The organism is Streptacidiphilus sp. MAP12-20 (genome assembly GCF_041262525.1).
Classification (GTDB): Bacteria; Actinomycetota; Actinomycetes; order Streptomycetales; family Streptomycetaceae; genus Streptacidiphilus.
In genome coordinates, this window is the sequence record NZ_JBGCCK010000007.1 from 136837 (window position 1) to 160935 (window position 24099).

24 protein-coding genes are annotated in these 24099 nt (G+C 71.8%); 11 read left to right on the forward strand and 13 right to left on the reverse strand.

Annotated elements, in window-relative coordinates:
* The first annotated feature begins 70 nt into the window (after window positions 1-70).
* On the forward strand, window positions 71-1057 hold the full coding sequence (locus ABIA32_RS11540; protein ID WP_370093938.1) for a Gfo/Idh/MocA family protein: 987 nt from the start codon (window positions 71-73) through the stop codon (window positions 1055-1057).
* Between the two features lie 14 nt (window positions 1058-1071).
* Here the strand turns inward: ABIA32_RS11540 and ABIA32_RS11545 are convergent, their stop codons facing one another.
* Window positions 1072-1554, reverse strand: coding sequence for a C40 family peptidase (locus ABIA32_RS11545; protein ID WP_370093939.1), 483 nt, complete (start codon window positions 1552-1554; stop codon window positions 1072-1074).
* A 532-nt stretch (window positions 1555-2086) separates the two neighbouring features.
* Between ABIA32_RS11545 and ABIA32_RS11550 the strand changes: the two genes are divergently transcribed.
* Together ABIA32_RS11550 and ABIA32_RS11555 are read left to right on the forward strand one after the other, a co-directional pair.
* A complete protein-coding gene (locus tag ABIA32_RS11550) occupies window positions 2087-3430 on the forward strand; it encodes an SAM-dependent methyltransferase (RefSeq protein ID WP_370093940.1) in 1344 nt (447 codons plus the stop codon).
* Complete coding sequence (locus ABIA32_RS11555) at window positions 3420-4001, forward strand: hypothetical protein (RefSeq protein WP_370093941.1); 582 nt, start codon at window positions 3420-3422, stop codon at window positions 3999-4001. Before ABIA32_RS11550 ends, ABIA32_RS11555 begins: the two co-directional genes overlap by 11 nt.
* 28 nt (window positions 4002-4029) lie before the next feature.
* Here the strand turns inward: ABIA32_RS11555 and ABIA32_RS11560 are convergent, their stop codons facing one another.
* Window positions 4030-5505, reverse strand: a complete 1476-nt coding sequence (locus tag ABIA32_RS11560; protein ID WP_370093942.1) for an MFS transporter — start codon at window positions 5503-5505, stop codon at window positions 4030-4032.
* 97 nt (window positions 5506-5602) lie between these two features.
* Here ABIA32_RS11560 and ABIA32_RS11565 point away from each other — a divergent pair, with 97 nt between their 5' ends.
* On the forward strand, window positions 5603-6325 hold the full coding sequence (locus ABIA32_RS11565) for a TetR/AcrR family transcriptional regulator (RefSeq protein WP_370093943.1): 723 nt from the start codon (window positions 5603-5605) through the stop codon (window positions 6323-6325).
* A gap of 91 nt (window positions 6326-6416) precedes the next feature.
* On the forward strand, window positions 6417-6641 hold the full coding sequence (locus ABIA32_RS11570) for a hypothetical protein (RefSeq protein ID WP_370093944.1): 225 nt from the start codon (window positions 6417-6419) through the stop codon (window positions 6639-6641).
* 13 nt (window positions 6642-6654) lie between these two features.
* Here the strand turns inward: ABIA32_RS11570 and ABIA32_RS11575 are convergent, their stop codons facing one another.
* The 5 genes from ABIA32_RS11575 to ABIA32_RS11595 form a co-directional block, all read right to left on the reverse strand.
* Window positions 6655-7620 carry a cytochrome c oxidase assembly protein gene (locus ABIA32_RS11575; RefSeq protein WP_370093945.1) on the reverse strand — a complete coding sequence of 322 codons (966 nt, stop codon included), beginning with the start codon at window positions 7618-7620 and terminating at the stop codon, window positions 6655-6657.
* 108 nt (window positions 7621-7728) lie between these two features.
* The gene (locus ABIA32_RS11580) at window positions 7729-8727 is read right to left on the reverse strand and encodes a 2-hydroxyacid dehydrogenase (RefSeq protein ID WP_370093946.1); all 999 of its coding nucleotides are present in this window, start codon (window positions 8725-8727) and stop codon (window positions 7729-7731) included.
* A 158-nt stretch (window positions 8728-8885) separates the two neighbouring features.
* On the reverse strand, window positions 8886-9911 hold the full coding sequence (locus ABIA32_RS11585) for a 6-phosphofructokinase (protein ID WP_370093947.1): 1026 nt from the start codon (window positions 9909-9911) through the stop codon (window positions 8886-8888).
* 190 nt (window positions 9912-10101) lie between these two features.
* Window positions 10102-10830, reverse strand: coding sequence for a type 1 glutamine amidotransferase (locus ABIA32_RS11590; protein ID WP_370093948.1), 729 nt, complete (start codon window positions 10828-10830; stop codon window positions 10102-10104).
* Between the two features lie 36 nt (window positions 10831-10866).
* The gene (locus tag ABIA32_RS11595) at window positions 10867-12123 is read right to left on the reverse strand and encodes a MurT ligase domain-containing protein (RefSeq protein WP_370093949.1); all 1257 of its coding nucleotides are present in this window, start codon (window positions 12121-12123) and stop codon (window positions 10867-10869) included.
* A gap of 136 nt (window positions 12124-12259) precedes the next feature.
* On the opposite strand from ABIA32_RS11595, the gene def reads away from it, so the two are divergent.
* On the forward strand, window positions 12260-12802 hold the full coding sequence (def, locus tag ABIA32_RS11600; RefSeq protein ID WP_370093950.1) for a peptide deformylase: 543 nt from the start codon (window positions 12260-12262) through the stop codon (window positions 12800-12802).
* Between the two features lie 243 nt (window positions 12803-13045).
* Here def and ABIA32_RS11605 read toward each other — a convergent pair whose 3' ends face one another.
* Entirely contained in the window at window positions 13046-13672 is a 627-nt protein-coding gene (locus ABIA32_RS11605; protein WP_370093951.1) for a TetR family transcriptional regulator, read from the reverse strand.
* Between the two features lie 105 nt (window positions 13673-13777).
* Here ABIA32_RS11605 and ABIA32_RS11610 point away from each other — a divergent pair, with 105 nt between their 5' ends.
* The 3 genes from ABIA32_RS11610 (at window position 13778) to ABIA32_RS11620 (ending at window position 16108) form a co-directional block, all read left to right on the forward strand.
* Window positions 13778-15019 carry an acyl-CoA dehydrogenase family protein gene (locus ABIA32_RS11610; RefSeq protein WP_370093952.1) on the forward strand — a complete coding sequence of 414 codons (1242 nt, stop codon included), beginning with the start codon at window positions 13778-13780 and terminating at the stop codon, window positions 15017-15019.
* A gap of 148 nt (window positions 15020-15167) precedes the next feature.
* Window positions 15168-15617 carry a hypothetical protein gene (locus tag ABIA32_RS11615; protein WP_370093953.1) on the forward strand — a complete coding sequence of 150 codons (450 nt, stop codon included), beginning with the start codon at window positions 15168-15170 and terminating at the stop codon, window positions 15615-15617.
* A complete protein-coding gene (locus tag ABIA32_RS11620; protein ID WP_370093954.1) occupies window positions 15614-16108 on the forward strand; it encodes a hypothetical protein in 495 nt (164 codons plus the stop codon). The genes ABIA32_RS11615 and ABIA32_RS11620 overlap by 4 nt, the downstream gene beginning before the upstream one ends.
* A gap of 31 nt (window positions 16109-16139) precedes the next feature.
* Here the strand turns inward: ABIA32_RS11620 and ABIA32_RS11625 are convergent, their stop codons facing one another.
* On the reverse strand, window positions 16140-17093 hold the full coding sequence (locus ABIA32_RS11625; protein WP_370093955.1) for an asparaginase: 954 nt from the start codon (window positions 17091-17093) through the stop codon (window positions 16140-16142).
* A 100-nt stretch (window positions 17094-17193) separates the two neighbouring features.
* On the opposite strand from ABIA32_RS11625, the gene ABIA32_RS11630 reads away from it, so the two are divergent.
* Both ABIA32_RS11630 and ABIA32_RS11635 read left to right on the forward strand, forming a co-directional pair.
* Window positions 17194-17427 carry a hypothetical protein gene (locus ABIA32_RS11630; protein WP_370093956.1) on the forward strand — a complete coding sequence of 78 codons (234 nt, stop codon included), beginning with the start codon at window positions 17194-17196 and terminating at the stop codon, window positions 17425-17427.
* A 239-nt stretch (window positions 17428-17666) separates the two neighbouring features.
* Window positions 17667-19175, forward strand: coding sequence for a methionine--tRNA ligase (locus ABIA32_RS11635; RefSeq protein WP_370093957.1), 1509 nt, complete (start codon window positions 17667-17669; stop codon window positions 19173-19175).
* 7 nt (window positions 19176-19182) lie between these two features.
* Here ABIA32_RS11635 and ABIA32_RS11640 read toward each other — a convergent pair whose 3' ends face one another.
* From ABIA32_RS11640 to ABIA32_RS11655, 4 genes are all read right to left on the reverse strand, one after another.
* Window positions 19183-19482 carry a hypothetical protein gene (locus ABIA32_RS11640; protein WP_370093958.1) on the reverse strand — a complete coding sequence of 100 codons (300 nt, stop codon included), beginning with the start codon at window positions 19480-19482 and terminating at the stop codon, window positions 19183-19185.
* 198 nt (window positions 19483-19680) lie between these two features.
* The gene (locus tag ABIA32_RS11645; RefSeq protein ID WP_370093959.1) at window positions 19681-21741 is read right to left on the reverse strand and encodes an FUSC family protein; all 2061 of its coding nucleotides are present in this window, start codon (window positions 21739-21741) and stop codon (window positions 19681-19683) included.
* Between the two features lie 27 nt (window positions 21742-21768).
* Window positions 21769-23787 (reverse strand): CocE/NonD family hydrolase, encoded by a 2019-nt coding sequence (locus ABIA32_RS11650; RefSeq protein ID WP_370093960.1) that lies wholly within the window; start codon window positions 23785-23787, stop codon window positions 21769-21771.
* A gap of 36 nt (window positions 23788-23823) precedes the next feature.
* Window positions 23824-24045, reverse strand: a complete 222-nt coding sequence (locus tag ABIA32_RS11655; RefSeq protein ID WP_370093961.1) for a hypothetical protein — start codon at window positions 24043-24045, stop codon at window positions 23824-23826.
* Window positions 24046-24099 lie beyond the last annotated feature (54 nt).

Sequence of the window (24099 nt, forward strand, 5' to 3'; positions counted from 1 at the left end):
GTCGCGCGGGCCGCTGGCGGACTGACCTCCTCCGCTCAGGGCTCCCCGAGAGCCCCGGTCCCGTGATGGGATGAGCCTCATGACTCGGACCATACGGTGGGGCATCCTGGCCACCGGCGCGATCGCCACTGACTTCACCGAAGACCTCAAGCTGCTCCCGGACGCGGAGGTCTTCGCCGTAGCGTCGCGGACGCAGGCCGCCGCCGACGCCTTCGCCGCGCGCCACGGGATTCCGCACGCGTACGGCAGCTGGGAGGCGATGGCCAGGGACGAGCGCATCGACGTCGTCTACGTCGCCACGCCGCACAGCCACCACCACGAGGCCGCCGCGCTCTGCCTCGACGCCGGACGCGCGGTGCTCTGCGAGAAGCCGCTGACCATGGACGCCGCCGAGGCCCGCGACCTGGTGGAACTCGCCCGCAAGCGGGGGGTGTTCCTGATGGAGGCCATGTGGATGCGGTGCAACCCGGCCATCAGGAAGGTCGTTTCGCTGATCGCCGACGGCGCGATCGGCCGACTGCGGACCGTCCACGCCGACTTCGGCATCGCCGGGCCCTTCGAGCCGACCCACCGCCTGCGCGACCCGGCCCTCGGCGGCGGCGCCCTGCTGGACCTGGGCGTCTACCCGGTCAGCCTGGCGCATCTGCTGCTCGGCGCCCCGGCCCAGGTCCGGGCCTGGTCGAGCCTGACGCCCGAGGGCGTCGACGCCAACACCGGGCTGCTGCTCGGCTACGCCGACGGCGCGCTCGCCGCGCTGAGCTGCGGCATCGTCGCCGGTACGCCCTGCCGCGCCTCGATCGCGGGTGAGCTGGGCCGGATCGAGCTGCCGCCGGTCTTCTTCCGCCCGGACCACTTCACGCTGTATCGGGGGGACGAAGGAGAGGGCGAGCGCATCGAGGTCCCCTATGTCGGCAAGGGCTTCGCCCACGAGGCCGCTGAGGTGATGCGCTGCCTGCGCGAGGGCCTGACCGAGAGTCCGCTGATGCCCTGGCAGGCCTCGCTGGAGGTGATGGAGATCCTCGACGAGGCCCGCCGCTCGGCAGCCGCCCAGGGGTGACCCGTGGTCGCCCGCTAGTTCACGCGTCCGAACCAGACCGAGTCGGACCAGATGTGCTCCAGCTTCACGTAGGTGCCCGGGTGCGGGGAGTGCCAGATCTCCCAGTGCCCGGCATAGATGCCCACGTGGTAGACGTACGAGCCGGAGTGGAAGAACACCAGGTCGCCCGGGCGCAGCTGCCGGAACGAGATGTGCTTGACGTGGTTGTACTGCGCCTGGGCCGTCCTGGGGAGCTTCCTTCCGGCGTGCCGGAAGGCGTAGTACGTCAGGCCCGAGCAGTCGAACGCGTTGGGGCCGGTGGCTCCCCAGCGGTAGGGGTCGCCGTGCTTGGACTCGGCGATCCGCAGGGCCTTCTGCCCTATGGTCAGGTTGCTCGCGTCGGCCGTGGGCGCGGCCAGCGCGGTCCCGCCAAGGAGTACGCCGGTTGCGGCGAGAGTGGTGATCCCGGCCTTCAGCCGGTGGGCATGGGTGCGCGCAGAATCATGGGACGCAGACATGCTGAAGCCCTTCCGGAACCGCCTACGAAAGTCGTCCCTGTCGGGTTCGGGCTCCAGAAGCTGCCCGGCCGACCGCACTCTTTCGTGCGGGTGGCTTCACCCCAAGGAGCGGCGTGTCGTGCTCCGCTCCGTACTGCCTGGGTCTCCCGTTCTCGCCTGTCAGGTGTGTGTGAGCACCTGGCGTCCGACCGGTGGCGAGACTAGGCGTCCGGCCGGACCGCCCCGCCACGGTGGCGAGGACTTGTTCGTTCGGCGGACAGTATTGGCACGTTTTTATGGGATCTTCACGTTCCGCCGGACCATTGTGATTCTTGTCACCACTGGTTTAGAGCGCAATTCCTGAGCCTTCTGGAGTATCCGAAGGAAGCTTTTGAAAATGGATTTCCCGGGCCGGGAATATGGAATGACCTGCGTGAATAGAAGAGACGGAAGATCTCATTCACCCATTCGCACCACGCCGTTCGGCGACCCCCAAGCGGCTGGTCCGGAAACCCTGTTCCGCACCGGACGACACGCCGCTTAGATTGGCCGGGTGACCGACGATCATCTGCACGACGGAGTGGGCCGCACCGCGCTCGGCGTCGCCCTGGCCCGCGCGGCCGAGAGCGCACGCGAGGACCGGCTCTTCGACGACCCTTATGCCGCCGCCTTCGTCCGCGCGGCCGCCGCAGCGGCCCCGCCGGACCGAGCACCCCGCCGCGGGCCGAGCCCGGCGTGGGCGGCCATGGCCGCTCATCTGGTGCTGCGCACGGCCTACTTCGACGACTACCTGCTCAGCGCCGTCCGCGAGGGCGGCTGCACGCAGGTCGTGCTGCTCGCGGCCGGCCTCGACGCGCGAGCCTTCCGCCTGGACTGGCCGGACGGCGTACGCCTCTTCGAACTCGACCTCCCCGACATGGTCGCCTTCAAGGAGCGGGTCCTCGCTGACGAGGGCGCACGAGCGGGCGTGTCGCGCCAGGTGCTGACGGCGGATCTGCGTGAGGACTGGGTGGGCGCGTTGACCGCCGCGGGCTTCGACCCCGAGGCGCCGACCGCCTGGCTGGTCGAGGGCCTGCTGATCTACCTCGACGCGAAGGAGGCCGACAGGCTGCTTCGGCAGCTCGGCGCGGTGTCCGCGCCCGGCAGCCGACTCTCCCTCGTCGAAGGCCGCAGCCTGCGTCCGGTGCTGCGGCTCGCGATCGCCGATCCCGACATGGCGGGCTCGACGGCACTGTGGCGCGGCGGGCTGGGGCAGGACGCCGCGCAGTGGCTGCGCCGGCACGGCTGGCTCGTGCACGACGTCGGCGCGCCCGAACTCGCCGCCCGCTACGGCGCGGAGCGCCTCACCCACGGCGGGGGCTTCCTGCTCGCGGAGCGGCCCGTCCCCCGCGAGCGCCCGCGCCGCGCCGCCGCCCGGCTGCTCGTGCTGGACCCGGACGGCGCGGTCTTCCTCCAGCGGCACCACGACGCCGAGGTCGGCCCGCACTGGGTGCTGCCCGGCGGCGGCCTGGACGAGGGCGAGGATCCTCTCTCGGCGGCGGCGCGCGAGACGGTCGAGGAGACCGGCTGGACGGACGTCGTCACCGGGCCCGCGCTCTGGCGCTGGGAACACGACTACCACCGGGGCGATGAGGGGCTGGTCCGCCAGCACGAGGTGATCTTCCTGGCCGCCGCCCCGCGCCGCGACCCGATCGGCGACCTCACGGCCTCCTTCGCGGCGGACGGGATCCTGGGCTGCCGCTGGTTCACCCCGCAGGAGCTCGCGGAGGTCACCGAGGTGCTCTGGCCGCCGCAGCTCGTCACCCTCCTGGACGACCTGCGCCGGGACGGACCCCCGTCGGCCCCGATCGACCTCGGCTATGTGCCGAACCATCAGGAGCCCGACGATGTCGCCTGAGGGTCAACGGGGGCGTTGGGAGCACTGGGAGAGCCGCCTGCCGCACTTCCTCCAGCCGCCCGCTTTCTTGGCGAGTGCGCTGGAGGGCAGCGGGCACAGCGAGCGTGTGGTGCGCCCGCGGCTCGCGCTGGTCTACTTCTGCTCGGCGCTGGTGCTGGTCCCCTGGACGATCGTGCTCTTCCTCACCCTGCCCGGCCGGGAGCGCGCCGCCCACTGGGACGTGGCCTGGGGTGGCTTCGACGCGATGCTGATCATCGTCTTCACCGGCTGCGCGGTGCGCATCCTGCGGCTCTCGCCGCGCAGCGCACTGGTGACGGCGGTGGCCGGGGCGCTGCTCGTCACCGACGCCTGGTTCGACGTGATGCTCTCGCCCACGCGGGGCGAGCTGGTCGCCGCCCTGCTGATGGCCTTCCTGGTGGAACTGCCGCTGGCCGCGCTCTGCTTCCGGACCAGCTTCAGGGTGCTGTCGCTGCTGGAGCAGGCGCGGCCGTATCTGCGCGAGCTGGGCTTCACCGTCCACCACGGCCGCCTCGTGCCGCCGGCGGACTGGGAGGCGCGACCGCGACCGTAGCTGGCCCCTACGGTTGGCCGGTCCGGCATCAGTGGCCCGCGCCCTCGCGGGGCATGCGGGGCATCGCGAGGGCGGCCGCGCCCGCGAGGAGCAGGCCGAGGGCGACGCAGCCGAGGGTCCAGCCGGTCGCGGTGACCGTTCCGTGGGTCGCGCTCCAGGAGAAGAACGCGGTGCCCAGCGTCGCCACGCCGACCGAGCCGCCGAGCTGCTGCAGGGCGTTGAGGACGCCGGAGGCCGAGCCGGACTCCTCGTCGGAGACGCCCGCCAGCGCGATGTCGAAGAGCGGGCCCATGAGCAGGCCCATGCCGATGCCGGTGAGCAGCAGCGCGGGCAGCAGCTGCCAGCTGTCGATGGCGAGACCCCAGTGCGCGAAGCTCGCCCAGAGGGCCAGCGTGCCGAGGACCATGATCGCGACGCCGGCGTGGATGACCTTGCGGCCGAAGCGGGGGCCGAGTGCCGCGCCGCTCGCGATCGCGCCCGCGACGATGCCGAGCGAGAGCGGGATGAGCGTGGCGCCCGCGTGCAGCGGCGTCCAGTGCGCGCCCAGCTGAAGCGTCAGCGTGAAGGTGAGCATCAGCCCGGACATGGCCGCCGAGAAGAGTGCGACGACGACCACCGAGGACCGGAACGACCGGCCCTGGAAGAGCGTCGGCTCGACCAGCGGCGAGCGGTCGGTCGCGGCGAGCCGGCGCTGGTAGACCGCGAAGAGACCGAAGACCGGCAGCGACGCGGCCATGGCGAGGTAGGTCCAGAGGGGCCAGCCCAGCTCGCGGCCCTGCACCAGCGGGTAGACCAGCAGGACGACGGCGGTGCTCAACAGCGCCACGCCGGGCAGGTCGAGGCGGCGCGCTTCGGCGACAGCGGTGTCGGCGGGGATGACGCGGGCGCCGAGCAGCGCGGCGGCGAGGCCGAGCGGGAGGTTGATCAGGAAGACCAGCCGCCAACCGGTGCCCCAGGCGTCCGCGCTGACCAGGAAGCCGCCCAGGGTGGGGCCGAGCACGGAGGAGAGGCCCATCACCGGGCCGAAGGCGGCGAACGCGCCGCCGACCTCCTTCGCGGAGAAGACGCTGCGGATGATGCCGAGACCCTGAGGGATCATCAGCGCGGCGAAGCCGCCCTGCAGCGCCCGCGAGCCGATCAGCATGTCGGAGTCGGCGGCGGCCGCGCAGAGCGCGGAGCAGAGGGTGAAGCCGAGCGAGCCGATGACGAACATCCGCTTGCGGCCGAACAGGTCGCCGAGCCGCGCGCCGGTGATGAGCAGGACGGCGAAGGAGAGGGTGTAGGCGGCGCTGATCCACTGGATCTGCGCGGTGCCGCCGCCGAGCGAGCTGCGGATGGCGGGCGCGGCGACGTTGACGATCGTCGTGTCGAGCAGATCCATGATCTCGGCGAGGAGCACGACACCGAGGGCGACCCAGCGCAGCGGATGGCCGGTGTCAGTATCGGCGTCGGGGTCTGCCGTGGCGGGTGGGTCGGGGTCGACGGAGTGGGCGGTGGTGGACATGAGAGTTCCCCCAGGCTTGGCGTGAACGAACAACGTTCGTCTCGAACGAACACTGTTCTACTAGGCGAACGTCGTTCGTGTCAATTAGGCTGTCGGCATGACCAGCGCGCCCTCTCCCACCTGGCCCCCCGCCTTCGGCCCGGACGCCCGCAAGCCCCGCCGCCGCACCCTGAGCCGCGACCTGATCGTGGAGACGGCACTCAGGGTGATCGACACAGAGGGCATGGACGCCCTGAACATGCGTCGCGTCGCCCAGGAGCTCGGCACCGGCGCGGCGTCGCTCTACGCCCACGTCGCCAACAAGGACGAACTGGTCGCCCTGGTGCTGGACCGCGTCTACGCCGACATGCGCCATCCGGAGCCTGACCCGGCCCGCTGGCGTGAGCAGGTGAAGGACTTCCTGTGCCAGGCCAGGGACAACCTGGTCGCCCACCGCGACCTGGCCCGCGCCGCGATGGAGGCGAATATCCCCACCTCGCCCAACGCCCTCGACTCGGCCGAGACCATGCTCGGCTTGATGCGTGCCGGCGGCCTGTCCGAGCAGGTCGCTGCCTACGCCGTGGACGCGCTGAGCCTCTACGTCGTGGCAACCGCCGTCGAGGAGAGCACGCGCGGTGGATTCGCCGGCCAGGATCCTGCGCAGGTCGACACCTACCTGGACGGCGTGAGGTCGTTCTTCCGCTCGCTGCCGCCCGAGCGCTACCCGCTGATCGTCTCCATGGTGGATCCGCTCACCAGGAACGAGGGCGACGAGCGCTTCGAGTTCGGCCTCGACGTGCTGCTGGACGGGCTGGTCGCCCAGGCCGAGCGAGGCCGGTAGCGGCGCGGTGGCGGGAGTGGCGCGCGCGTCACTCCCGCAGCATGCTGGTCACAGTGGGCCGACTGCACCAGTGGCACCAGGAGGTTCGGCCATGAACGTCTACGGAATGCGCGCCGAGTACGGGCGCGGGGGCACGGTCAAGGCCTGGCACATGATGAAGGACGGTCGGCTGACCGCCCTGTGCGGGCGCGATCTGGCCGCCGACGCCGCGACGCTGACCGACCACGACTGGGCACACACCAGCGAGCCGATCTGCCACACCTGCGGCGCGCTCTATCTGCGCCAGGTCCCCTACGACAACATGATCTCCGCCTAGGAGGGGCGCGGCCTCAGCCCGCCGAGCGCTGCTCCAGGCGGGCCAGGTAGGCGTTGTACGCCTCCAACTCCTGGTCGCCGTTGCGGTCCGCCGCGCGGTCCTTGCGACGCGACTGCCGCTCCTCCGACTTCGCCCACTGGAAGGTCAGCGCGATCAGCACCACGGCCGTCGGGATCTCACTGAACGCCCAGGCCAGGCCACCGGCCAAGTGCTGGTCGCCGAGCGGGTCGATGCCGAGCGCGGCAGGCGGGTGGGCGAAGGTGCCCACCATCAGGCCGGAGGCCATCATGATCGCCACGCCGAAGAAGGCGTGGAACGGCATGCCGACGAAGAGCTCCAGCATCCGCATCACGTAGCCCGGACGGTGCGGTCCCGGGTCCACGCCCATGATCGGCCAGAAGAAGGCCAGGCCGACGGCGAGGAAGTGCACCATCATCGCGAAGTGCCCCCACTCCGACTTCATCAGCAGGTCGAAGAGCGGCGTGAAGTAGAGCCCGTAGAGGCTGGCGATGAAGAGCGGGATGGTGAAGGCGGGGTGCGAGAGCACCTTGACGTAGCGGGAGTGCAGCAGTGCCACCAGCAGTTCGCGCGGCCCGCGCGAACCCTTGGCCGCCGGGCGCAGCGCGCGCAGCGCGAGCGTGATCGGCCCGCCGAGCAGCAGCAGGATCGGCGTCAGCATGGAGAGCACCATGTGCTGCATCATGTGCGCGCTGAGCAGCACCATGCCGTACTGGCTGAGCCCGGTGCAGGTGACCATGACCATGGTCGCCAGTCCGAGCACCCAGGCGACCACCCGCCCGATCGGCCACTTGTCGCCGCGCCGCCACAGCCGGACGCAGCCCGCCGCGTACAGCACCAGCAGCACCACGCTGATGCCCAGGAAGGCCCAGTCGACCGAGGGGTGGAAGGCCAGCGCCCGCCCGAAGGTGAAGGGAGCCAGCTCGTGCCCCATCCCCGGCATGCCCGGCATGCTGCCCATCGGCGGTTCCTGCTTCCCTCGTGGCGGTGCGCTCCTGCTACCGCACCAGGGTAGAACTGTCCGATTTGCCCCCGGGCACCGGGGCGGTCGCTGCGTCTCCCCGGGGCGTCAGGCCCTGGGGACCAGCGTGTTGTCGGTGCGGCGGCCGGCCAGGTAGTCGTCCACGTTGGTGACCGTGGTGTCGATGATCTGGCCCACCGCGGTGGAGGTGAAGTACGCCTGGTGGGATGTCACCAGCACCTGCGGGAAGGTCATCAGGCGGGCGAGGGTGTCGTCGGCGACGCCCTCGAGCGACTTGTCGAAGAAGAAGAGCCCGGTCTCCTCCTCGTACACGTCGAGACCGACCCCGCGCAGCCGGCCCGCGCGCAGCGCCTCGACGAGCGCGTGGGTGTCGACCAGCCCGCCGCGGCTGCTGTTGATCAGGATCGCGTCCTTCTTCATCCGGCCGAGCGCCGTCTCGTCGATCAGATGGTGCGTGGCCGGCAGCAGCGGTACGTGCAGCGAGACGATGTCGGACTCCGTGAGCAGCAGCTCCAGCGAGGTGTACTCCATGTCCAGCCGGTCGCGGCAGACCGGGTTCTCGGCGACGTCCCAGCCGAGCAGCCGGGTGCCGAACCCGTGGGCGATCCGGGAGAAGCACTCGCCGATCTTGCCGGTGCCGACCACGCCCACGGTCATGCCGTGGACGTCGACGCCCATCAGGCCGTCGAGCCGGAAGTCGAACTCGCGCGTGCGGTTGGCGGCCCGGATGATCCTGCGGTTCACCGCGAGCGCCAGGGTCCAGGCGAACTCGGCGACCGAGTAGGGGGAGTAGTAGGAGACGCGGGCGATGGTGAAGCCGAGCTCGGCCGCCACGTCCAGGTCGATGTTGTTGAACCCGGTCGAGCGCTGGGCGATCATCTTGGTCCCGCCCTTGGCGAGCGTGCGCAGCGTGGACGCGTCGAGCCTGGCGTTGACGCTGGTGCTGATGATCTCGTGGTCCGCCGCCAGTGGCGCGGTGTCGGAGTTGAGAAAGACCTCCAGACACCGCACCGGGTGGCGACCGGCGAACGCGGCCTCGAGCAACGGCTTCTCGTCGGCCTGCACGCCGTACGCAAGGATCTCCATGCGCCCACGCTATCCGGACATTTCACCCGCTGCCTTTTGGCACGCGAGCGCCCTGGGGCGCGAGGCTCTGCTCATTTGCGGCTCCGCCGCGTGGGCGCGGCCAACCCGTACAGAGCCGACGCGCAGAACCGTCCCCGCCCCGGCCTCGGGTGGCTCCCTCAGATGACGGTCTCCGCCTCCGCGTAGCGCTCCGCAGGCACCGTCTTCAGATCCGCCACCGCGTCCGCCAGCGGCACCAGGTTGATGTTGGTGCCCTGCAGCGCGGTCAGGTGACCGAAGGCACCCTTGTGGACGGCCTCCACCGCGTGCCAGCCGAACCGCGTCGCCAGGATCCGGTCGTACGCCGTCGGCGTACCCCCGCGCTGGACGTGGCCGAGGATGACCGGGCGGGCCTCTTTGCCGAGCCGGTGCTCGAGCTCGCCCGACAACTGGGTGGCGACGCCGGTGAACCGCTCGTGGCCGTAGATGTCGATGGTGCCCTCCTGCCAGGGCATGGTGCCCGGCTCGGGCTTGGCGCCCTCCGCGACGACCACGATCGCGAACTTCTTGCCGCGCTCGAACCGCTCGCGCACGACCTCGGTCAGCTTCTCGATGTCGAAGGGCCGCTCGGGCACCACGATCGCGTGCGCACCGGCGGCCATGCCCGCGTTCAGGGCGATCCAGCCGGTGTGGCGGCCCATCAGCTCCACCACCATCACCCGCTGGTGCGACTCCGCGGTGGTCTTGAGTCGGTCCAGGGCCTCGGTGGCCACCGACACCGCCGTGTCGAAACCGAACGTCACGTCCGTGCAGGCGATGTCGTTGTCGATCGTCTTGGGAACGCCCACGATCGGCAGTCCTGCGTCGGACAGCATTCGCGCCGCCTTCAGCGTGCCCTCGCCGCCGATCGGGATGATCCCGTCCAGGCCGAGCCGCTCGCACATCGCCTTCGCCGCCGGCACGCCCTCGCGCAGCTTGGACGGCTGCACCCGGGTCGACCCGAGGATCGTGCCGCCCTGCGCCAGGATGCCGGAGACCGACTCCAAGGTCAGCTCGCGCAAGTCTTCTTCCAACAGGCCGCGCCAGCCGTCGACGAACCCGATGATCTCGTCCCCGTGGTCGACCACGCCCCGGTGGACCACGGACCGGATCACGGCGTTCAGACCGGGGCAGTCCCCACCACTGGTCAGCACACCAATACGCATCGTTTGACTACTCCCGAGCAGAACCGGCGACCGGACGGAAATCCGAATCAGGATCCACGGATCCGTAATTCGGACAAATCAACCCTATCGCGATGATACCGAGCAGCGGCTTCCGGTCATGCCGAGTCGGTCGCCAGGGCGGCGCCGTCGGCGCCCTGCGGGGAAGTTCTCAGAGGTCGGTCGAGCGCCGCTAGGCGGGCGCCTGGACGGAAGCGATGCGCTCCGCGCGCAGCGCGTCGTACCAGGTGTTGTCCGCCGGCGGCAGCGCGCTGACGTCGAGGGCCAGCTTGATCAGCAGGTCCGCGATGAGCGGGTTGCGGGCCATGATCGGGCCGTGCAGGTAGGTGCCGAAGACGGTGTCCCGCCAGGCGCCCTCCGTGCCGTCGCCGGTGCCGTTGCCGCCGCCGACGGTGACCGTGGCCAGCGGCGATACGCCTTGGCCCAGGTGGGTGATGCCCTGGTGGTTCTCGAAGCCCGTCATCGTCGGCAGGCCGAGGCGCGGGTCGGGCTCGGCGAGGATGTCGCCGACGTTGCGCTTGCCCTCGCCGCGGGTGCTCCACACGTCCAGCAGGCCGAGGCCCGGCGTCCGCTCGCCGCGGTCGTCGATGAACTCGTGGCCCATGATCTGGTAGCCCGCGCAGACGCCGAAGACGATCGCGCCGTTCTCGACCGCGCGGCCCAGCCCCGGGTCCTGCCGCAGCCGCTCGCCCGCGAGCCGCTGCGGACGGTCCTCGCCGCCGCCGATCAGGTAGATGTCGCCGCTGGTCGGCACCGGCTGGTCGGAGCGCACGTCGATGCGCTGCACGTCCAGACCGCGCTGCCGGGCGCGGCGCTCGACGACCAGCACGTTGCCGCGGTCGCCGTAGGTGGAGAGCAGGTCGGGGTAGATCCAGACCAGCCGAAGGGCGCTTTCACTCATGGCGGGAAGGTCCTTTTCTCGCGGTTCTGGTCGCCGTCAGCTCTGCACGTCGCGGCGCAGCTGCTGGAACGCGGTGTAGTTGGCGATCGCTTCGATCCGGCCGGGCGGCGCGGCGGCCACGGCCTGCTGGATCGAGTCGACGACCTGGAACTGCACGCCGGCGACCTCCAGTCGCACCGCGAGGTCCAGCTTGCGCTGGCCCATCACGAAGACCGGGTGGCCGACCAGGCGCTCGTAGTCGACGTCCCAGAGCCAGGAGGTGTCGGTGCCGTCGGCGGACAGGGCGTTGACCGAGAGCACCACCGGCGCGGGCGCCTGGTCGATCAGGGTGAAGGTCTCCAGCCAGCCGGCCGGGTTCTTCGCCAGCAGCAGCCGCACCTCGCGGCCGTCCACCAGCACCGACTCGTAGCGTCCGGCCACCGCCTGGACCGACTCCATCCGCTGCAGCGCCGTCTGCGGGTGCACGCCGAAGACGGAGGCGACGGCGGCGGTGCTGGTCGCGTTGGAGAGGTTGGCCCGGCCGGGCAGTTGCAGCCGGATCGGCCACGGTGTCCCCTGCGGGTCGACCACGAACTCGCCCTGCAGCGCCCAGTGCGGCTGCGGGCGGCGGAACCCGCAGGAGGGGCAGAACCACTCCTCGTCCGGCCGCTGCATGACGCCGCCGCAGGCCGGGCAGGACCAGGCGTCCTCGCGGTAGGCCTGGCCCGCCGCGACCCAGATGACCTTGCGGCAGGACGAGGCGGCCCAGGTGACCAGCGGGTCGTCCGCGTTGGCGATGACCACGGCCTCGGTGCCGGACAGGCCCTCGCGCCACTTCTCCGCGAGCATGCGCGTCTCGGAGGAGCGGTCCAGCTGGTCGCGGGAGAGGTTGAGCAGCGCGATGGCCTTCGGGTTGGTGTCGCGGGCGACCCCGGCCAGGTACTTCTCGTCGACCTCGATGACGCCGAACCTGGCGTCGCCGCTGCCCGCGAGGGCGGAGGTGATGCCGGCCGGCATGTTCGCGCCGAGCGCGTTGGAGACGACGGGACCGGCGGCGCGCAGCGCCTCGGCGAGCAGGCGGGTGGTGGTGGTCTTGCCGTTGGTGGCGGAGACCAGCACGACGTCGAGGTTCTCGGCGAGGCTGCGCAGCAGGTCCGGGTCGAGCTTCAGCGCGACGCGTCCGCCGATGACGGATCCGCTTCCGCGTCCCGCGGCGCGTGACACCGCGGCGGCGGCCTTCCCTGCGGTGACGGCCAGCTTGGCGCGTGCGGTCAGCGAGGCCGAGGGCGCGGCCGAATCGGGGTGCGCGGACATCGGTGGCTCTCCTCCTGCGGGACGGCCTGCGGGGACCAGGCTGTCCGTAGCCTACCGGCAGGATCGGTTTGGCCGTCGTCAGCGTCCACGTCGGCGTCCGCCGCAGGTCGGACGACGGGGCGCATAGAGTCCTCCCATGCTCTCCCGCATTCCCGGCAGCGCCGGTTCCGTGCACCCCGTCACGCCGTGGGCACAGGAGGTGCTGCGCACCCCCTGCCGGGCCGTCGACACCTTCGATGACCAGCTCGAACGTCTCGTCGAGGACATGTTCGCGACGATGTACGCGGAAGACGGAGTCGGATTGGCGGCCAATCAGATCGGCGTCGGTCTTCGGGTCTTCGTCTACGACTGTCCGGACGACGAGGATGTCCGCTATGTGGGACACGTCGTCAATCCCGTGCTGGTCGAGGCCGACGGAGTCGTCGTCGCGGGCGAGGAGGGCTGCCTGTCCCTGCCGGGCCTGCGCGCCCAGACCCCGCGGTTCGACCGCGCGGTCGTCCGGGGCCAGGACCTGACCGGCGCACCGCTGGAGATCGAGGGCACCGGCTTCTTCGCACGCTGCCTCCAGCACGAGTCCGCGCACCTTGACGGCGGCAGCTTCCTCGACCAACTCACCGGCCTCCGCCGCGCCCGCGCACTGCGCGCGATGCGCCGGGCCGACTGGTACGTCCCAGCCTGAGGTTCACGACGGAGGGACCGTTGCACCTCCAGGGGCGCGGGGCTCTGCTGATTTGCGCCTTCGGCGGGTGGGCGCGACGGGTCACGATGGTGGGTCAGTTGCACCATCAGGGGCGCGGGGAACTGCGCGACAAGCCACCCACATGCGGATGGTCCTCAATGCGCAGGGCCATCCACACAAGGTGGTTTCTCGCGCAGTTCCCCGCGCCCCTGGAGGCTGCATGGCTTCTCGCCTGCCCGCGGGTCATTCGCCGTTGGTCGCGCCCGGGTTGTCCGCGGCGGCGGCGAGGCGGCCCCAGAGGAGGTCGGCGAGCGTCTGCACCATGCGTTCGCGGGGGAAGGGCTGGTTTTCCAGCCACCAGTCGCCGCTGGCCAGCACCATTCCGGTGATCGCCTGGCCCCACGCCTCCGCCAGGAGATTGCTTTCGGGGCCGAGATCCACCTGCGCCGCGATCGCATGGCTGAGCTCGGCGGCGATTGCGCGCAGGGTCGGGGCGAGCGGGCCGGCGGGGGAGAGGCTGTCGGCGGCCGGGTCGGGGTGGGCGAGGAAGCGGTAGACCTGCGGGGCCGACTCGATCGCCCCGAGGTAGGTGTCGATCACGTTCTCCACCCGCTCGCGGCGATCCAGCGGAGCGGCCAGTGCCTCGCGGATGTGGTCGAGCAGGGTGGCGCTGTGGCGGTCGGCGAGGGCCCGGTAGAGGCCGTTCTTGTCGCCGAAGTGCCGGTACAGGATCGGCTTGGTGATGCCCGCCTCGGCCGCGATCGCGTTCATGCTGGCGCGCGGCCCCTCCCGGCGGACGACGCGGTCGGCGGCGTCGAGCAGCTCGGCGCGCCGTTCGTCGCGTTCGGGTGTTTCCGGGGGTCTGGACACGATGCCTTGACATTCCTTACTGCCTAGTAACAACATGGGAGCGCCGTTACCGACGGTAACACCACTCTGCCTCACATCAGCGCGTCGCGCCCGGGGAGACTCACGATGACCGGCTTCAATCTCGCCCTCAACGACGACCAGATCGCGGTCCGCGACTGGCTGCACGGCTTCGCGCGCGACGTGATCCGTCCGGCCGCCGCCGAGTGGGACGAGCGCGAGGAGACTCCCTGGCCGATCCTCCAGGAAGCCTCCAAGGTCGGCATCTACTCGCTCGACTTCTTCGCCCAGCAGCAGTTCGACCCCACCGGCCTCGGCATTCCGATCGCCATGGAGGAGCTCTTCTGGGGCGACGCCGGCATCGGCCTCGCCATCGTCGGCAGCGCGCTCGCCGCGGCCGGCGTCGTCGCCAACGGCACGCCGGAGCAGGTCGGCACCTGGGCCCCGGAGATGTTCGGCACGCCCGGTGACGTCAAGCTCGCCGCCTTCTGCTCCTCCGAGCCGGACGCAGGTTCCGACGTCGCCGCGATGCGTACCCGCGCCGTCTGGGACGAGGCGGCGGGGGAGTGGGTCATCAACGGCACCAAGACCTGGGCGACCAACGGCGGCATCGCCAACGTCCACGTCGTCGTCGCCTCCGTGGACCCGGAGCTGGGCGCGCGCGGCCAGGCCTCCTTCATCATCCCGCCGGGTACGCCGGGCCTGAGCCAGGGTCAGAAGTTCAAGAAGCACGGCATCCGCGCCTCGCACACCGCCGAGGTCGTCCTCGACAACGTGCGGATCCCCGGCGACTGCCTGCTCGGCGGCAAGGACGCCCTCGACAACCGCCTCGCCCGGGCCCGCGAGCGTGCCGCCGCCGTGGCCCGTGGCGAGCGCGTCGAGCAGGTCAAGAACGCCGCGATGGCCACCTTCGAGGCCTCCCGTCCGGCGGTCGGCGCCCAGGCGATCGGCCTGGCCCGCGCGGCCTACGAGGAGTCGCTGGAGTACGCCAAGACCCGCGAGCAGTTCGGTCGCCCGATCATCGACAACCAGGGCATCGCCTTCACCATCGCCGACATGCGCACCCGCATCGACGCCGCCCGCCTGCTGGTCTGGCGCGCCTCCTGGATGGCGGCCAACGGGCAGCCCTTCACGGCGGCCGAGGGCTCGATGTCCAAGCTCTACGCGGGCGAGACCGCCAAGTGGGTGACGTCGCAGGCCATCCAGATCTTCGGCGGCAATGGCTTCACCCGCGAGTACCCGGTCGAGCGCATGCACCGCGACTCCGCGATCTACACCATCTTCGAGGGCACCAGCGAAATCCAGCGCCTGGTCATCGCCCGCACGCTCTCCGGCATGCCGATCCGCTAGCGCGCCGGCAGCGAACGGCCGGGCCGGGTCGCGGTCGCGAAGCGGACTTTCCGGACATACGCTGCTGTCGCCCGCCCGCGCTCGACGACGCCCATGGTTCGCAGCACGCCCTTGGTTTGCCGCGATGGAGTTCAGAGGAGCGAACCGCATGAGCACACATGGAACCAGCGCCAGGAAGACCGCCAAGGCCACGCGTAAGGACAGCGGCGCCCGGGTGACCGCCCAGGCTCTGTCCACCGGACGCGGGCCCAAGGCCCAGGGGAAGCTCACCGGCGGCGTGGCAGCCGCGCCCGCGCCCGCCGCCGCGTCCCCGGGCGGAGAGGCCATCGCCGCCAAGGAACACACGCGGCGCGACATCGGCAGTCGGCAACTGGTCTTCCAACTCGGCGCCGCGGACGCCCCCGCGTCCGCCTCGGGTCCGTTCACCAGCCCGGACGGCGTCCCGATGCGGTTCGCCGCGCACTGCCTCACCCACGCCGCGACGAAGTACTTCGCCGACCCCCGCCAGGCCACCCGTGCGGCCAAGGCCTCGCACACCTGGTGCACCGGCTGCGCCGAGGCCCTGGCCGGCCACACCAAGCACCGGAGCGGATCATGAGCCACCACGGAGTACCGCAGGACCTGAAGAGTTCACGGCGTGACCGGCTGACCGCGAGCGCCCGCGCGCAGTCCCGTCGGATCGACGTCCTGCTGGACAAGGCCCGGGTCAGGATCGCCGCGGCCGTCGAGCCGGACCCCGTCGACGTGGCCGCGCACCTGTCCTCGGCACGCGACGCCGAAGCGGCGCTCGGCGGCGGTTACGTCCATCAGACCCACACCGACCGCCGCAGCGGGTCCTTCATCAGGATTCTGGACACCGAAGCCGCCGACGCCCCGTCTGACGCCGTCCCCGCCAAGGGGAGCAAGCGCTACGCCGTTCAGTGCGCCACCCATCAGACCGACGCCGTCCACTTCGCGGAGCTCGGCGGCGCCCGGAGGGCCGCGCGGCATCCGCAGGACTGGTGCCCGCAGTGCCAGGGCATGGCCGCGGCCAAGACGAAGGTCCGCAACCGCGCGGCCGCCTACGCCCGGCAGGTGAGGCAGGGCTGAACGCAGGGCTGAGCGCACATGCCGTGGTGACTCAGCCGCGCTCGGCGAAGGCCACCGACACCGCGTCATGGTCGGCCCCGGAGCCGAGCAGGACCTTGAGCAGCACCCGGGCCTTGTAGGGGTGGAGCAGGCCGCCGTTGATCAGCCCGCGGGAGAGCAGGTCGATCTCCGATCCGGGCGCGTCGTAGGTGCTGCGCAGCACCGAGCCGGCGCCCGTGCGGGAGGTCAGCACGACCGGCATGCGAGCCGCCAGCTCGCCGAGCGCGGGGACCAGGACTGCCGGCGCGTGACCGACGCCGAAGCCGGCGAACACCAGGCCGTCCTGGCCGGCGGCGAGCGCGGCCAGGCTGTCAGGCTCGTCGTCCAGGGTGACGGTGTGCAGCGCGACGCGTGCGGTCGCCGTGGGCGCGGGGAGCGGCGCGGGACGCGGCGGGGCCGAGAGGACGCGGACGTGGCCCTCGATGACGTGGCCGACCGGGCCGGTGTCGGGGGAGACGAAGGTCGCGGTGCTGGTGCTGTGCGTCTTGCGGACCCAGCGCGCGGCGTGGATCTCGTCGTTGAACACCACCAGCGCGCCCAGCCCGCGCGTCGACGCGGCCGCCGCCACCCGGGCTGCCGCCAGCACGTTCGCCGGGCCGTCGTGACCCGCGAGGGTCGGGTTGCGCATGGCTCCTGTCAGCACCAGCGGTTCCTCGTGCGGCCAGATGAGGTCGAGCAGGTAGGCGGTCTCCTCCAGGGTGTCCGTGCCCTGGGTGATCACCACCCCGGGCGCCCCCGCCCGGACCGCCGCCGAGGCCGACTCCGCGACGTCGAGCACCTGCACGAAGGTGAGGCTGCCGCTGCCGACGGGCTTCCGGTCGTGGATGTCCAGCGGCTCGTCCAGCGTCTCAAGACCGGGGATCGCCGCCGTCAGCGCGGCCCCGTCCAGCCGGTCCCGCCCCGCCATCGAGATCGTGCCACCCAGCGTGAACAGTGCGACGCCCATCGCCGTCCCCCTCGCTCCCACGCGATCACCCTTGATCACGGCGTGCACACCTTACCCAGCCGTTCTACCGTGGGGTGGGGGACGACCCGAGGAGGAAGTTATGCCCGGTTCCACCACCATCGGCCGCACCGAGCGACTGGTCATGCTCAGCCACCACGACGCCGAGCGTCTCGCGGACACCATGGACCGGATGGCCGCGATGATGGCCTCGGACGGCGCCGACCGGATGACCGACGCCCAGGTCGCGATGCTCTGCGGTGGCGACGCCTCGATGCGCACCGACTGCGCGAAGTGGGCCGCCGAACTGGGCCGCTTCGTCCGCGGACACCTCTAGCCCTGATTGACCCCCGTCCTGTTTAACCCCTGCTGCGGGGCAGCCGCCCTGCTAATCTCCTGACATGATCTGCGCGCCGAGTCTCCGAATGATGCGCCCCTCCAGGGGCTGCTGAGACACGGACACGCGCAGGCATTCGGCTGCGCAGTCGAGGCCCCGTCACCAGGGGCCTCTCGCATGTGCGCCGCAGGCCCCTCCCGCCCACAGCCCCTCCCGTCGGGGGAGAGCAGGAGAGCCTGATGAGCTACTACGTCACCACGACCATCCCCTACGTCAACGCCCGCCCACACCTGGGCTTCGCCCTGGAGCTGGTCCAGGCCGACGTGCTCGCGCGCCATCGCCGGACCAGAGGCGGCGCGGTGCGCTTCCTGAGCGGGACGGACGAGAACTCGCTGAAGAACGTCCTCGCGGCGGAGGCCGAGGGGGTCGACGTGCAGGAGCTCGTCGACCGCAACGCCGCGGCCTTCGCCGAGCTCGCGGGGCCGCTCTCGCTCTCCTTCGACGACTTCATCCGCACCAGCCGCGATCCGCGCCACCGCGTCGGCGTCGAGTACCTCTGGCAGCGGTGTGCGGCTGCCGGGGACTTCTACCGCAAGGAGTACGTCGGCCGGTACTGCGTCGGCTGCGAGGCCTTCTACGCCGAGGCCGAACTCGTCGACGGGCGCTGCCCCGAGCACGGGACGGAGCCGCAGCTGGTGAGCGAGGAGAACTGGTTCTTCCGGCTCTCCCGCTACGCGGAGCAACTGCGCGAGCTGATCACCAGCGGGCGGCTGCGCATCGAACCCGCCTCGCGGCGCAACGAGGTGCTGGCGCTGATCGACTCCGGCCTGCACGACTTCTCCGTCTCGCGCAGCCGCGCCCGCGCCCGCGGCTGGGGGATCCCGGTGCCGGGCGACGAGGACCAGGTCGTCTACGTGTGGTGGGACGCGCTCGGCAACTACGTCACCAGCCTCGGGCTGGGCGGCGAAGGGGACGGGAACGAGTTCGACACGTGGTGGGCGGGCGAAGGCGAGCGAGTGCACCTGGTCGGCAAGGGCGTGCTGCGGTTCCACGCGGTCTACTGGCCGGCGATGCTGCTCTCGGCCGGCCTGCCGCTGCCGACGCGCGTGCTGGTGCACGACTACCTGACGATCTCCGGCCGCAAGATCAGCAAGTCCGGCGGCGGCGCGGTCGCGGACCCGACGGAACTGGTCGCCCGCTTCGGCGCGGACGCGGTTCGCTGGTGGCTGCTGCGCGAGGTCCCTCGGGTCGGTGATGCGGACTTCACGGAGGAGCGGTTGATCGCGCGGGCGGACGCGGACTTGGCGGGCGGCTTCGGCAATCTGGTGCACCGGGTGGTCACCATGGTCCACCGCTACCGGGACGGCGTCGTCCCGACCGCCACGGTGACCACGACGGCGACCTCCGAGCTCCGCGCGGTCTGCGCCCGCGCGGCGGGACGGGTGGACGCCGCCCTGGATGACTTCGACTACCGTACGGCGGCGAGCGCGGTCTGGACCCTGGTCGAGGAGGCCAACCGCTGCATCGACCGCACGCGACCGTGGGAACTGGCGAAGACGGAACGCGCGGGCGAGCCCTCACCCCAGCTGGACGCCGCACTCGCCGCGCTGGTCGCGGCGTGCCGCGCCCTGGGGGAGGAGCTGCGCCCGTTCCTGCCGGGCGCAGCCGCGCGCATCACCGAGCGCTGCACGCCGATCGACGGCGTGCTGCCCGCATCAACGCCCCTCTTCAGCCGCCTCGGCGACTGAGGGAGCCTCAGACTCCGCCGCCGTACTCCTCGTCGAGCTCCTGGCCGGTGCGGTAGACGCCGGGCGACCACTCTGTCTGGATGGCGAAGCAGCGGTAGGCGATGGCGGGGCTGCTGGGGTTGGCGACGTCCGCCTGGCCCGCGCTGTTGCACCGGTCCCAGGCGCCGGGGTTCATGAAGGTGGTGATGTAGGTCCAGTAGGTGAAGTTGGGCCGGACCGTGGTCGCGGAGGCCGAACCGGCGGAGACCGCGGTGACCGAGGCGGCCGCCGCGACGGCGAGGCCGATCCTCAGGAAGGCTGTGCGCATGTACCGACCTTTCGCGAGCTGCGAATGCAGAGGGCATGAGAGCACTGGGCGAACACACGTGCGAATACTGGTGCTGCTTCGAACGCTAACCGACCGTCGGCGCGCGAGGCCAGCCGATCGGCGAAAGTGATAAGTCCCCTACCGCAAGGCGTCCTCGCCCGCCACGTCCGCGCTCTCGCGTTGCGTGACCCGACGAGGTCAGTTCAGTGATTCTTCCAAGCCCGTCACAGCCTCTGTCAGGATCGAGGCGTCGCGGAGGATTTCCGGTGGGGTGCCGTCGCCCGACTCCTCCCAGCGCTGGAAGGCGTCCGGCACCGCCGCAAGGTGGACCGGTTGTCCGTCGCGGACGGCCTGCGCGGCGCGGCCGAGCTGCTCCCTGACCACCACGGCGAACGCCGTCGCGCCGGGGGAGGGGGACGTCGCGGATGGGGCGTGGGCTTCGATCAGCATCGAGGTTCTGCCGATCGCCGCGATCGCCGACCTTGCGTCGGCGAGTTGGGAGGGGCGCAAGCCCCGGTGGCGGACGGGTTCCGTCGCGGCCGAGGCGTCCGCCGCACGGAGCGCGGCGCGGGCGCCGCGGTAGTCGAGGAGGGCGTCGCGCATCGCGCGGCGGGAGGTGGGGGAGGGGGAGCCGAACGCGTCCAGCGTCGCCGCGGCGTAGCGGCCCGCCGCGGCGATCTGGTCGGCGAGGCGGTCCGGCAGCCTGACCGTCTGCCAGGTCGGCCAGAGCGCGTACGCGGCGAAGGCCAGAAGCCCGCCGACGAGCGTCATGCCGACCCGTTCCTCCACCGTCTTGGACAGCACCAGGCCGTCCATCGACAACAGGAAGACGACGTAGACCGTCACCAGCGTGCTCAGCGCCATGTAGCCACTGCGTATCGTCAGATACGCGCAGCCCACCGCCACCACCGCCAGCAGCCCGCAGACCCACGGCACCGGTTTCGCCGCCACCATGACGGCCGAGGCGAGGCCGACTCCCACCACCGTGCCGACCAGCCGCGCAACGCCCCGGCTGTAGGTCTGCGAGAAGTCGGGGCGCATCACCATCATGGCCGTCATCGCGGCCCAGTAGCCGTGGCCGTAGGGCACCACCCTGCCGATGCCCTCGGCCAGGGTGACCACCGAGGCGACCCGCACCGCGTGCCGGAAGACCGGTGACCGCCAGGTCCAGTTCAGGCGCACCGCGCGCGCAGTGAGGGGCAGCAGTTGCCGGACGCCGGGTCGGGGCAGGTAGCGCGGCTGGTCGTCGTCGGCCGGGGTCTCCAGGGCGTCGTTGACCTCGGCGAGCAGGCCGATCAGGCGCAGCGCCGTGTGCCGGGCCATGCCGTCCAGGACCGGGCCGCCGGCCGGCGTCGCCAGCGCCCGGTAGGCGCTATCGGGGACCGGGACCACCTCGCCGGTGCGGATCGAGCGGGCCGCGCCGTCCAGGATCTCGGCCGCCGCGCGGAGCAGCTCGCGGGCGCGGTCGCGCTGCGGGCCCTCCTCGGCGGCCCCGACGCGTGGGTCGGCCAGCGCGGCGAGCGCGGGACGCAGTCGTTCGACGAGCGAGCGGATGCCGGTCAGCTCCGCGGGCCGGCTCCGCGCCTGACCCGGCGTCACGGCGGCCGCCTCGCGCGCGGCCATCAACGGGTCGGGGTCGAAGCCGGCGAAGGGGTCGTCGCGCAGGCGGCGGGCGTAGTCGGCGAGCGAGGCGCAGGCCTCGGCCAGTGCCTCGCGGTGCGCACCCCATCGGTTGACCGGCCAGACCAGTACCAGCAGCGCCTGGATCAGCCCGCCCGCCGCGATGACGCCCGCGTGCTGGGCCGCCTCCGGCACAGTCGCGGGCAGGGTGACGATGACCAGCATCACCGCCACCGTCATCGAGGCGAGGATCCCGGAGGTCTGGCCGCCGACCCAGGCCAGACCCGCGCCGAAGGACCACAGCGCGAGGACGCAGAGGAACAGCGGCGGCCGGGGCGAGGCGAGGTAGCCGACGAAGGTGCTCAGCGAGAGCCCCAGCGCCGTCGCCACCGCCAGCCACGGGCCCGGCCGGTAGCTGCGCTGGAAGGTCGCCATCCCGGCCAGTTGCGCGCCCAGCGCGGCGGAGGTCGCCATCGCCGGACCGCTCAGCGCGAGCGCGCCGAACAGCGCGATCGCGACACCCATGGCCCCGCGCAGCGCGGCCAGGGGCTGATTGGTGGCGCGCTCGACGCGCAGCCCGGAGCGGGTGGTCGACTTGAGCGAGCGGTACCAGCCGGCGCCGGGTGGAGAGGAGGGCATCGCGGCCAGGGTACCTGCAGCACCCTCCTAACCGTGCGTGCGCGGGATGCGCCGTTGCCAGGAGCGTTCGAAGACGACCCGGCCGTGCTCGGTGGCCGTGACCTGGTTGTCCGTCAGGAAATCGGCGCCGTCGGTGCGGATCTCCGAGCGGGTGCGCACCTCGACCTCCCAGCCGAGCTCCGGGCGGGCCAGGCCGACCGTCCACTCCGACTGCGTGCGCGCGCTGACCGGGTCGTCCTCGCGGATCGCGTAGCGCTCCACCGCGTCCTCGCGGAAGAGCAGACCGTCCGGATAGGTGCGCGATCCGCCGTAGCGCGGGTCGACCTCCAGGAGCCACTCGCCACTGCCCACATCCCTGCGCACCACCCGCTCCGGACCCAGCGTCGCCAGGTCGGCGAAGACCACGCCGAGCGGCGGCGTCTGCTCCGGCTCCTCGAAGCGGATCGGGGGGCGGCCGCGGTCGTGGGATGCGTCGCGGACCGGCAGTTCCAGCGTGCTCGCGCCCGGGGTGACCGTGAAGCCGCGGGCGTCCGGGTGCGGCCAGACCCACGGCCAGTACGCGGAGGAGAGCGCCAGCCGGATCCGGTGGCCGGGCGGGAAGGCGTGGCCGACGCCCCACAGCTCGAACTCGACGTCCTCGGTCCCGCCCGGCGTCCATTCGACCGTGCGGTCCCGGCCCTCGCGGCTGAGCAGGTTGAGCACGCCGCGGGTGACCAGCGTCGAGGAGCCGTCCGGGGCGACGTCGCAGAGCCGGGCGATGACCTGGCCGCGCCGGGACGGGCAGGTCAGCCGGAGCCTGACCCTGGCGCGCCCCAGGATCTCCACGCGGTGGCCGAGCGCGGCCGTGTCGAAGCAGACCGAGCGCCCGTCCTCCTCGCGCTGGTCAGGCGGCAGGTCGGTGTCGTTGCCGAAGGGGAAGAAGCGGGCCGCGTCGACGCCGGTCTGCTGCGGCGAGACGACCTGGACCGGACCGGGCTCGGAGTGCTTCATGGTGCCGTCGAGCCGGTACCGCGTCAGTTCGACCTCCGGCGCGGGCCACTTGTCCGCCGCGACCCAGCGGCCCTCGCGGACGGGGTAGCTGGTCGCGGGCGGGGCGGACTCGTTGATCCAGGCGCGCAGCAGCGGCTCGTCCATGACGCCGTTGTCGACGTCCTTGAGCCAGTGGTCCCACCAGCGCAGCGTCTCCTGGAGGAAGCCGATGGCCGGTCCGGGCGGCAGCCCGCGGTCCGGGTACTGGTGCGACCAGGGCCCGAGGATGCCGCGGACGGGGGCGTGCAGGTGCTCGACCAGCCGCAGCACGGTGTCCCGGTAGGGGTCGGCCCAGCCGCCGACCGCCAGCACCGGGGCCGTGATCGCCGAATAGTCCTCGCAGACGCTGCCGTGCCGCCAGTAGTCGTCCCGCGCCTGGTGGGCCAGCCAGGTGTGGATGAAGGGGGCGACGTGCTCCAGTCGATCCAGCCACAGCTCGCGCCAGCGGTCGCCGACGAACTTCGGGTCCGGCGGCCGGCTGACGAAGGCCAGCATGGTCGCCGCCCAGGCGTGCATGTCGACGGCGAGGACCGAGCCGCCCATGTAGTGGACGTCGTTGTCGTAGCGGTCGTCGGTGGAGCAGACGGTGACCACGGCGCGCAGCGCCTCGGGAGCGAGCGCGGCGATCTGAAGGGAGTTGAAGCCGCCCCAGGAGATCCCGAACATCCCCACCCGGCCCGAGCACCACGGCTGCGCGGCCAGCCACTCGACCACGGCGACGCCGTCGGCGAGCTCCGTCGCGTCGTACTCGTCGCCGGGCAGGCCCTCGGAGTTGCCGTGCCCGCGAATGTCGACGCGGACCGAGGCGTAGCCGTGGCCCGCGTACCAGGGGTGCCGCTGGGCGTCGCGGGGGGCGGTCCAGTCGGTGAGCCGGTAGGGCAGGTACTCCAGGAGCGCCGGCACCGGCTCCTCGGTGACCGGTCGCCAGATCCGGGCGTAGAGGCGGGTGCCGTCGGGGAGGGGGATCCAGGTGTCCTCGACTGTCGTGCGGTAAGGCAGGTCCTCGCGGTAGCGCATGGCGGGTGCGGCTCCTAGCGGACGGCGACGGCTCGTCTAGTGGACGGGGTACATGGTGCGGGGCAGCCAGGGGGCGAGCGCCATGACGATGAGCGCGACCACGACCACCACGCCGCCGTTGAGGGCGAAGCAGACCGGGTCGGAGAGCGTGCCGTAGAGCTTGACCGTCTGCGCCGAGATGCCGTTGGCCAGCGCGAGGGAGAGGTGCGTGAGCAGGCCCTTGGGGTGGCCGAAGAAGGCGGTGTCCTCGCGGCCCAAGGATCCGGTCTCCGTTCGCTGCGCCTGCTCGTGCCGTTTGGTGCGTTTGTGGCA